This window comes from Roseateles sp. P5_B10 (assembly GCF_056400485.1).
This window is the reverse complement of sequence record NZ_JBFULE010000174.1, coordinates 1-8,340: the sequence shown is the minus strand read 5'-3', so window position 1 is coordinate 8,340 and position 8,340 is coordinate 1. Positions and strand designations below refer to the sequence as shown.

The window sequence follows — 8,340 nt, the reverse complement described above, 5'->3', positions numbered from 1 at the left end:
AAGCCGTACTGCCCACAGACCAACGGCAAGGCCGAGCGCTTCATCCAGACGTGTCTGCGGGAGTGGGCCTATGGTCGCGTCTGGGCCAACAGCGGTGAGCGCACGGCCTGGTTGCCAGCGTTCCTGACCTACTACAACGCTCGACGGCCTCACTCCGCTCTTGGCTACAGCCCTCCTGCCTCCCGGCTCGGTGGGTACAACCTATCGAAACTCAACAGCTAGCCATCTCGGCGACAACCCTGTGTAACTTCTGTGTCGGGCCTGACAAACTGGCGTCCGTATGCAGCTTCCCACCATCCTGGACATCGAAGCCTCGGGCTTTGGCCGCGGCAGCTATCCGATCGAGGTCGGATTCGTCGCGGTGGACGGCGGGCTGTTCTGTGGCCTGGTCACGCCCGAGCCCGATTGGCTGCATTGGGACCCCAGCGCCGAAGCCCTGCACGGCATCAGCCGCGAACTGCTTCAGCGCCACGGCAGACCGGTTCGCTGGATGGCTGAGCAGCTCAATGAGCGGCTGGCCGGCCAGACCGTCTATTGCGATGGCTGGGGACAGGACTACCCCTGGCTGGCGCGTCTCTACGACGCGGCCGGCATGCGGCAGAACTTTCGCCTGGATGACCTGCGCCGGCTGCTCGACGAGCAGGAGGCCCAGCGCTGGCGCGGCGTCACCGAAATCGTGCGTCAGCGACAGCGCCTGACCCGTCACCGCGCCAGCAGCGATGCGCGCGTGCTGCAGCTGGCCCTGGACGAGATCAAGAACGGCGTGGCTGTCTAGGCTCTAGATTTCGCCGCCGCGGTGGCAGCCGCGCCCGGCACGCTTGGCTTCGTAGAGGCTGGCATCGGCCTGTGCCACCAGTTGCTCCAGGTTGACCGCGCCCGTCGTCGCGACGCAGTAGCCGATGCTGACGCCGATCTCCAGCTCCAGCTCGCCGATGTGATAAGGCGTGGAGAGGGCGTGCAGCAGTTTGTCGGCCACCGTGGCGGCGTCGCTGGCCTCGTGCACCTGCGGCAGCAGCACGGCGAATTCGTCACCGCCCAGACGGGCCACCAGGTCGCCCGGGCGCAACGCATGGCGCAGGCGCAGCGCCACGGCCTTCAGCAGCGCGTCGCCGGTCGGGTGGCCGTGCAGGTCGTTGACGGGCTTGAACTTGTCCAGGTCGAGGTAGAGCAGGGCCAGGCGCTGGCCCGGTGGGGCGGTCAGCAAGCGGCGCGCGCCCTCCTCGAAGCCGGTGCGGTTGAGCGCCTGGGTCAGCGCGTCGGTCTGTGAGGCCAGGCGCAGCCGCGCCTCCTCGCGCCGGGCTTCGGTCACATCGACCTCGATGCCGATCAGGCCTTCGATCTTGCCGCTCTGCACGCGCAGCGGTGCGTACTGCGCATCGAAGCTGTGGCCGTCGCGTTCGCTGGGGTCGACGAGATCCAGCCGGCGCGTTTCGCCAGCCAGGGCGCTTTCGATCAGTGGCGCACGGGCTGCGTAGTCCTGCACGCCGAACAGCTCGGCCAGCGGCCGGCCGACCCAGTCCTTGAGCTCGACGCGGCGCTGCTCCTCGAAGGCGGCGTTGAAGAAGATCACCCGTGCCTCGGTGTCGCCGACGAGGAACTGTGCCCGCGCCGTGTGGGCGACGGCCAGCAGCATGGCCTCGTTGCGTTCGCTCTCGCGCTGGGCGTGCAGCTGCTMGGACATGTCGCGCAGGATGACCGACACGGTCTCGACACGGCCGCGCACGTCGCGGTGCATGATGATGAGGCAGTCCATCGGCAGCTTCGTGTCGCCCAGCTGCAGGCCGATTCGGCCGCGCCAGTGGCCCTCACGCATGGCCGCGGGCAGCACCAGCTTTTCGTAGAGGTCGAGCTGCTCGGCCGAGAAGTAGTCGGCGATGTGGGCGTCGCCCAGCGGCGCATCGGCGGCCATCCCCAGGCGGGCCCGCGCAGCCGGGTTGAGATAGGTGACCTGGCCATGCTCGCGGGCCTGGCAGACGAAGTCGGGCGTCATGTCGAAGATGGCGGTCAGCGTCTGCAGGGCCTTCTCCTGCTCGCCGCGCTCGGTCACGTCTTCCACGGTGCCGGCCTGGCCGGCCACCCGGCCGTCGAAGTACAGCGGCGCCGTGCGCACCGCGATCCAGCGGATGCGGCCGTCGTCGCCGCGCTTCATCTTGCGCACCATGTCGATGGGCTCGCCGGTGGCCATCTGGTGTTTCCAGCGCTGGATCAGCATGTCGCGCTGCTCGGGCTGCACGAGGGTGGTCCAGCCCCACTCGACGTTCTCGCGCCTGAGGCCGTGCACGTGCAGATAGCTGTCGTTGACGTAGACGATTCGACCGGTCTCATCGGTGCGGAACAGGCCCAGCGGCATGGCATTGCTGGTGGCCTGCAGGGTCGCCTCGCGCAGCCGTGCCGCGCGCTGCAGCTGGCCCAGCCAGCGCGCCAGCAGCACCAGGCCCAGCGTGGCCAGTACCGCGGCGGCCACCACCAGGCTGCGCTGCCGCCAGAAGGGCACCAGCACGTCTTCCTCGGTGCCCGACAGCAGCAGCTTCAGGCCGTAGTCGGACAGGGTGACGAAGGCGCCGGTGCGGGGCCGGCCGTCCGTGGCCGCGCCGCTGCTGGCGTAGAAACCTTCTTCACCGCTGAGATTGCGGCGGGCGGCGGGGAATTGTTCGAAGAGGTTGCGGCCGACGAAGCCCGGTACCTCAGGCCGGCGCGACAGGGCCAGGCCGTCGGTGCGCAGCATGACGAGGGAGGATGGCGGCAAGGGCACGAACAGGCCCTGAATGTCATGCAGGCGCTGCAGGTCGATGGTGGCCATGACGAACTCGTAGTCGTCCAGCGGCCGCGACAGCCGCATCAGCAGCGGCAGGCGCAGCCGGCCGTCGTCGGCGCGGCCGCCCAGGCGCAGCGGCAGTCCCAGCGCAATGCCCTCGGGCACCAGGCCCGCGATCTCGCCGAAGGCCGCGGTGCCGGCGATGCTGGCGTCGTCGCCCTCAGCGCCCGCCTGCAGCCGGCGCACCTGGCCGGTGGGCGCCACCAGCACGATGTCGACCATCTGGCGCGAGCCGCTGCGCACGCTGTCGACGAACTGGCGCAGCATGGCGTCGGCCTGCGGCCGCCCCTCCTGCCCATCAGCGCGACGCGTCAGCAGCCACAGGTCCACGACGCGCAGCGCGCTTTCGGCCTGGCGCAGCACGGGCTCGGTCTGCATCGCGACGGCGCGAACGCCGGTGGCCAGCTCCTGGCGCTGCTGGGCCAGCAGTTCACGGGGCTTCTCGACGGCATACCAGCCCACCAAGGCCCAGATCGTCAGCACGACGGAACCGAAGGCCAGGGCGGGCGCCAGCAGCAGGGCACGCTCGCGCCAGCGGCGGCGGCGGGCCTGCTTCAGCGGCTCGGTGGGCGGGGTGGCGGCGCTCATCGGGGGCAGGGGTTGCGGGCCATTGTGCGCCGCAGCCCCCGCCGTCGGGTCCCGCTATTTCGGCGCGAACAGCGCCGCCTGCTGCTCGCGCAGTAGCTTCTTCTGCACCTTGCCCATGGCATTGCGCGGCAGCTCCGGCACGACCAGGATGCGCTTGGGTACCTTGAAGCCGGCAATGCGGGCCTTGAGCGCCTGGATCAGCGCCTCGGGGTCAGGCTGACCGTTGGGCGTGATGACGGCGACGACGGCCTCGCCGAAGTCTGGATGCGGCACGCCGATGACGGCCGATTCACCCACGCCGGGCAGTTCGTTCAGGAAGCCCTCGATCTCGGCTGGGTAGACATTGAAGCCGCCRCTGATGATGAGGTCCTTGCTGCGGCCGATCAGCGTTAGATAGCCATTGGCGCCGACGCGGCCGACGTCGCCGGTCTTGAACCAGCCGTCCGCGGTGAACTCCTCGGCCGTCTTCTCGGGCATCTGCCAATAGCCGCTGAAAACGTTGGGGCCGCGTACCTGCACATGGCCGATCTCGTCCACCGCGCAGGGGCGGCCCTCGTCATCGACGATGCGCAGGCTCACGCCCGGCAGCGCCGGGCCGACGGTGCCGCCTACTCGTTGGCCCTGGTCGCCGTCCTCCGGGCGGCACGGGTTGGAGGTCAGCATCAGCGTCTCGCTCATGCCGTAGCGCTCCAGGATGGCATGGCCGGTGCGGGCCTGCCATTCGCGCCACGTCTCGATCAGCAATGGCGCGGAGCCGCTGATGAAGAGGCGGATGTGGCTGCTATCCAGTGTGCGCTCCTGCAACAGCCGCACATAGAGCGTCGGCACGCCCATGAAGATGGTGGCCTCGGGCAGGCGGCGCGCTACTGAACCGGCGTCGAACTTGTTGAACCACAGCATCTTGCTGCCGTTGAGCAGCGCGCCGTGCGAAGCGACGAACAGGCCGTGGACGTGGAAGATGGGCAATGCGTGCAGCAGCACGTCATCCGGCTTCCAGTCCCAGAAGCTCTTCAGCGTCTGCGCGTTGGAGAGCAGATTGCCGTGGCTGAGCATGGCGCCCTTGCTGCGCCCGGTCGTGCCGCTGGTGTAGAGGATGGCAGCGAGGTCGGTGGCGGCCCGTTTGACGGGTTCGTGTGCGAGCGGCATCTGCGCGGCGCGGTCCAGCAGCGTGCCCGTGCGATCGTCGTCCAGCGTGAAGACCCAGCGCACGCCGCGCTGGAAAGCCAGCTTGCTGACCCAGCCGAAGTGCTTGCCCGCACAGACCACGACGCCCGGTGCTGCATCGCTGATGAAGTGCTCCAGTTCGGCCGCGTGATAGGCCGGGTTCAGCGGCAGGTAGACCAGGCCGGCACGCAGCACCGCCAGGTAGAGCATCAGGTTCTCGACGCTCTTGTCGGTGTGGACGGCGACGCGGCTGCCAGCGGGCAGCTCCAGCCGGCCCAGCCAGTTGGCGAGCATGGCGCTGCCATTGTCGAGGTCGCGCCAGCTGTAGAGCAGGCCGTCGGCGTCGATGGCGGTCGCGTCCAGGTCCGCCGGGAAGCCGGCGCGCAGGGCCGAATACAGGTTCATCGCGGCTCAGTCCATCTTTGCGCCTGAGCGCTTGACGACCTCTGCCCAGCGCTTGACTTCAGAGCTGACGAATTGCCCGAAGGCGTCGCCATAGAGATTGGGCGTCTCGGCGCCCAGGCCGTGCCAGATGTTGCGGATGTCGTCCGTCGCGAAGGCCTTGCGCAGTTCGGCCTGCATGGCGGTGATCGCTTCCTTGGGCGTGCCCTTGGGTGCCCACAGGCCGTACCAGGTCGACACCTCATAGCCCGGCACGCCGGCCTCTGCGGCCGTCGGCACATCGGGGAAGCCGACAGCACGTTTGGGAGCCGCCACCGCCAGCGCCTTGATGCGGCCGCTCTTGATGTGGTTGGCCGACGAGCCCAGGCCGTCGAACATCAGGTCCACCTGGCCAGCGATCAGGTCCTGCAGGGCCGGGCCGGCGCCGCGGTAGGGGATGTGGGTGATGAAGGTCTTGGTCTGCAGCTTGAACAGCTCGCCGGCCAGATGGTGGGAAGTGCCGTTGCCGGCCGAGCCGTAGTTCAGCTTGCCGGGCTTGGCGCGCACCGTGGCGAGCAGACCCTTGAGATCGCTGACAGGCACCTGGCCCGGGTGCACGACGATGACCTGAGGCACGCTGGCCAGCAGGGCCACGGGGATGAAGTCCTCTTCCAGCTTGTAGTCCAGCCTGGGGTACATGGACGGCGCAATGGTGTGGTGCACGGCGCCCATGAAGAAGTTGTTGCCGTCCGGCGCCAGCTTGGCGGCGATGGTGGCGCCCACCGTGCCGCCCGCGCCGCCCTTGTTGTCGATGATGACCTGGCGGCCCAGCTGCCGGGTCAGCAGCGCGGTCAGCGGCCGCGCGAAGGCGTCGGTGCCGCCGCCAGCGGGGAAGGGCACGATCCAGGTTTGAGGCTTGTTGCCCTGGGCCAGCGCCAGCCAGGGGCTGCACAGCGCGGGCAGCAGCATGCGTCGCTTCATCGGCTTGTCTCCGTCAGTGTTGTGCGGCAATTATGGTTGCAGCAATGCAGTCACACGGGCGAGCAACTCCGGCTTGGAGAAGGGCTTGTTGAGGCTGTCGCAGCGCGCTTCGTGCAGGAACTGGCGGGCGATGGGCGACAGCGTGTCGCCGGTAACGAACAGCATGCGCCGCGCCAGCGACGGGTGCTGGGCCTTGACCTCGCGCCAGAGCTGGGCGCCGTCAATGTCGGGCATGTGCAGGTCGCTGACGATGGCGTCGAAGCGCGCCTCGGCGAGCATGGCCAGTGCCACCGCGCCGGACTCGGCCGTCATGACCTCATAACCCGCGCCCGACAGCATCTCGCCGATCAGCTCGGCAATCTCGGTCTCGTCATCGACGACGAGGACGCGGGCGCTGCACTCGTCGGTCGCCGGCAGCGGTACGGGTTCGGTCTCGCTGGCCTCGGGCTCGCCGCTGACGGGCATCTGCAGGCAGAAGCAGGCGCCGCTGCCATCGTCCTGCAGCGTCAGCTCGCCGCCGTGGTCGCGTGCGATGGAGCGCGACACGGCCAGGCCCAGGCCGGTGCCGACGCCCTCGCTCTTGGTCGTGAAGAAGGGCTCGAAGATGCGCTCGCGCAGCTCGGGGTCRATGCCGGGGCCGTTGTCGCGCACCCGCATCCAGACGCGCGGCGTGCGGCGGCGGTCGCCGTCGGTCATGGGCGCCACGCCGGTGGAGACGGTCAGGCGGCGGCCGTTGTCTCGAGCGCCCAGGGCCTGCTGGGCGTTGACGATGAGGTTGAGCACGATCTGGCCGATCTGATCGGCATCGGCCTTGACGGGTGGCAGGCCCGGTAGCAGGTCCAGCGTGACGGCGATGCCGTGGCTGCGCAGCACATAGCCCAGCATGTCGACGGCGGCGGTGGCGAGGTCGTTCAGTGCCACCTCGCTGCGGTTGGCGGGCCGGCTGCGCGCCATGTTCAGGAAGGTGCGCACGATGCGGCCGCAGCGTTCGGCGGCCTCGTGGATGCGCTGGGCGTCGGCGGCGCGCGGGTCGCCGCTCATCTTCTCGGCCAGCAGCGACGCGCGGCCCATGACGATGGACAGCGGGTTGTTGAGCTCGTGGGCCACGCCGGCCAGCAGGCTGCCCATGGCCGTCAGCTTCTCGCTCTGGCGCAGCGCCTCGCGCTGGCGTTCGATCTCGCTCAGCGCCGTCTGGCGCTCGGACAGGTCGAACAGCGACGCCGTGTAGAAGGCCTGGCCGGCTACATCGGTGCGCCACAGCACCATCTCGACGGGAAACTCGTTGCCGTCGGCGCRCTGGGCCTGCATCTCGATGCGCTTGCCGATGATGCGCTGCTCGCCGCCGGCCGAGACGCGCGCCATGCCAGCCTCGTGGGCCGCGCGCAGCCGGGCCGGAATCATCACGTCGGACACCGAGCGGCCGATAGCCTCGGCGCGCGCCAGCCCGAACATGGCCGCCGCGGCGGGGTTGAACTCGACGATGTGGCCGGTCCTGTCGGTGGAGACCAGGGCCGCCATCGCGTGGTCGAAGATGGAGGACTTCAGCGCCTCGCTGGCCTGCAGCTCGGTGACCTTGGCCGACAGCTCGGCGTCGCGCCGCTTCAGCTCGGTCAGGTCCAGGCTCATGACGACGGTGGCCTGCGGCACGCCGGCCTGCACGTCGACGGGAATGAGGTGCTCGCGCATATAGCGCCGACCGGCACCAGCCAGTTCGGTCCAACCCTCCCACGCGACGGTCTGGCCGCTGGCCAGGCGCGAGCGCACGGCACCGTAGTCGGCATAGGCGGCGTCGCCAATGATGCGGCCGATGGGCTGGCCGAGCACCTGCTTGGGATGCAGGCCGGTGAACTTGAAGAACTCGTGGTTGGCCCAGACGAAGCGCTCGGCCACGTCGATGACGACGACGCGCGCCGGCACGGCTTCCAGCAGCTGCGACAGCAGCGGCAGCGTGGCCTTGAGCACGCTGCCGAGTTCGCCCACGCCGGCGTCGGGCGTGGGGTGGAAATGCAAGGTCTCTGTCATGCGGCGCGCTCTCCCTGGGCGCGCCGATGATAAGCAGGCTCAGGCGGCCAGCGCCTCGGTAGCGGCACCCTCTTGCATGGTCCGGGCGACATGGCCGTACATCACCGTCCAGGCTTCGCGCACCTCGGCCGTGAAGCCATCGCCAAGGCCGGCGGCCAGGGTGTCCAGCAGCGCGGCGCCGACGCTGGCGTAGTGGGCCTCGACGACACCATAGCCGGCATGGCGCTGGCCGAGCTTGAGCAGCACGGGGTTCAGCGAGGCGGGGCGGTCAAGCAGGTCGATGGCGGCGCCGATCATCTGCATCAGCCGCGCCCCCTGCTCGACCATGGCGCTGCCACGGAACAGCGCGCGCAGGGCGGGGTCACGGGCAAACAGCTGGGCGTAGAAGG

At 69.4% G+C, this 8,340-nt stretch carries 7 protein-coding genes; 2 read left to right on the top strand and 5 right to left on the bottom strand.

Annotation, left to right across the window (positions count from 1 at the left end; all coding sequences use genetic code 11):
• Both AC1DU6_RS13135 and AC1DU6_RS13130 read left to right on the top strand, forming a co-directional pair.
• Positions 1 to 222 (top strand): integrase core domain-containing protein (locus tag AC1DU6_RS13135; RefSeq protein WP_477857635.1); only part of this gene is annotated, 222 nt, incomplete at its 5' end.
• Positions 223 to 280: 58 nt separating this feature from the next.
• Positions 281 to 775: a 3'-5' exonuclease gene (locus tag AC1DU6_RS13130; protein ID WP_056202650.1), complete on the top strand. Its 495-nt coding sequence runs from the start codon at positions 281 to 283 to the stop codon at positions 773 to 775.
• 3 nt (positions 776 to 778) lie between these two features.
• Here AC1DU6_RS13130 and AC1DU6_RS13125 read toward each other — a convergent pair whose 3' ends face one another.
• From AC1DU6_RS13125 to AC1DU6_RS13105, 5 genes are all read right to left on the bottom strand, one after another.
• On the bottom strand, positions 779 to 3,403 hold the full coding sequence (locus AC1DU6_RS13125; protein ID WP_477857633.1) for a diguanylate cyclase domain-containing protein: 2,625 nt from the start codon (positions 3,401 to 3,403) through the stop codon (positions 779 to 781).
• Positions 3,404 to 3,457: 54 nt separating this feature from the next.
• Entirely contained in the window at positions 3,458 to 4,972 is a 1,515-nt protein-coding gene (locus AC1DU6_RS13120) for a malonate--CoA ligase (RefSeq protein WP_477857632.1), read from the bottom strand.
• 6 nt (positions 4,973 to 4,978) lie between these two features.
• Complete coding sequence (locus AC1DU6_RS13115) at positions 4,979 to 5,929, bottom strand: Bug family tripartite tricarboxylate transporter substrate binding protein (protein ID WP_056202661.1); 951 nt, start codon at positions 5,927 to 5,929, stop codon at positions 4,979 to 4,981.
• Between the two features lie 30 nt (positions 5,930 to 5,959).
• Positions 5,960 to 7,951 carry a hybrid sensor histidine kinase/response regulator gene (locus AC1DU6_RS13110; protein ID WP_477857630.1) on the bottom strand — a complete coding sequence of 664 codons (1,992 nt, stop codon included), beginning with the start codon at positions 7,949 to 7,951 and terminating at the stop codon, positions 5,960 to 5,962.
• Between the two features lie 39 nt (positions 7,952 to 7,990).
• The coding region (locus AC1DU6_RS13105; protein ID WP_477857628.1) for a globin domain-containing protein at positions 7,991 to 8,340 on the bottom strand (350 nt) is incomplete at its 5' end.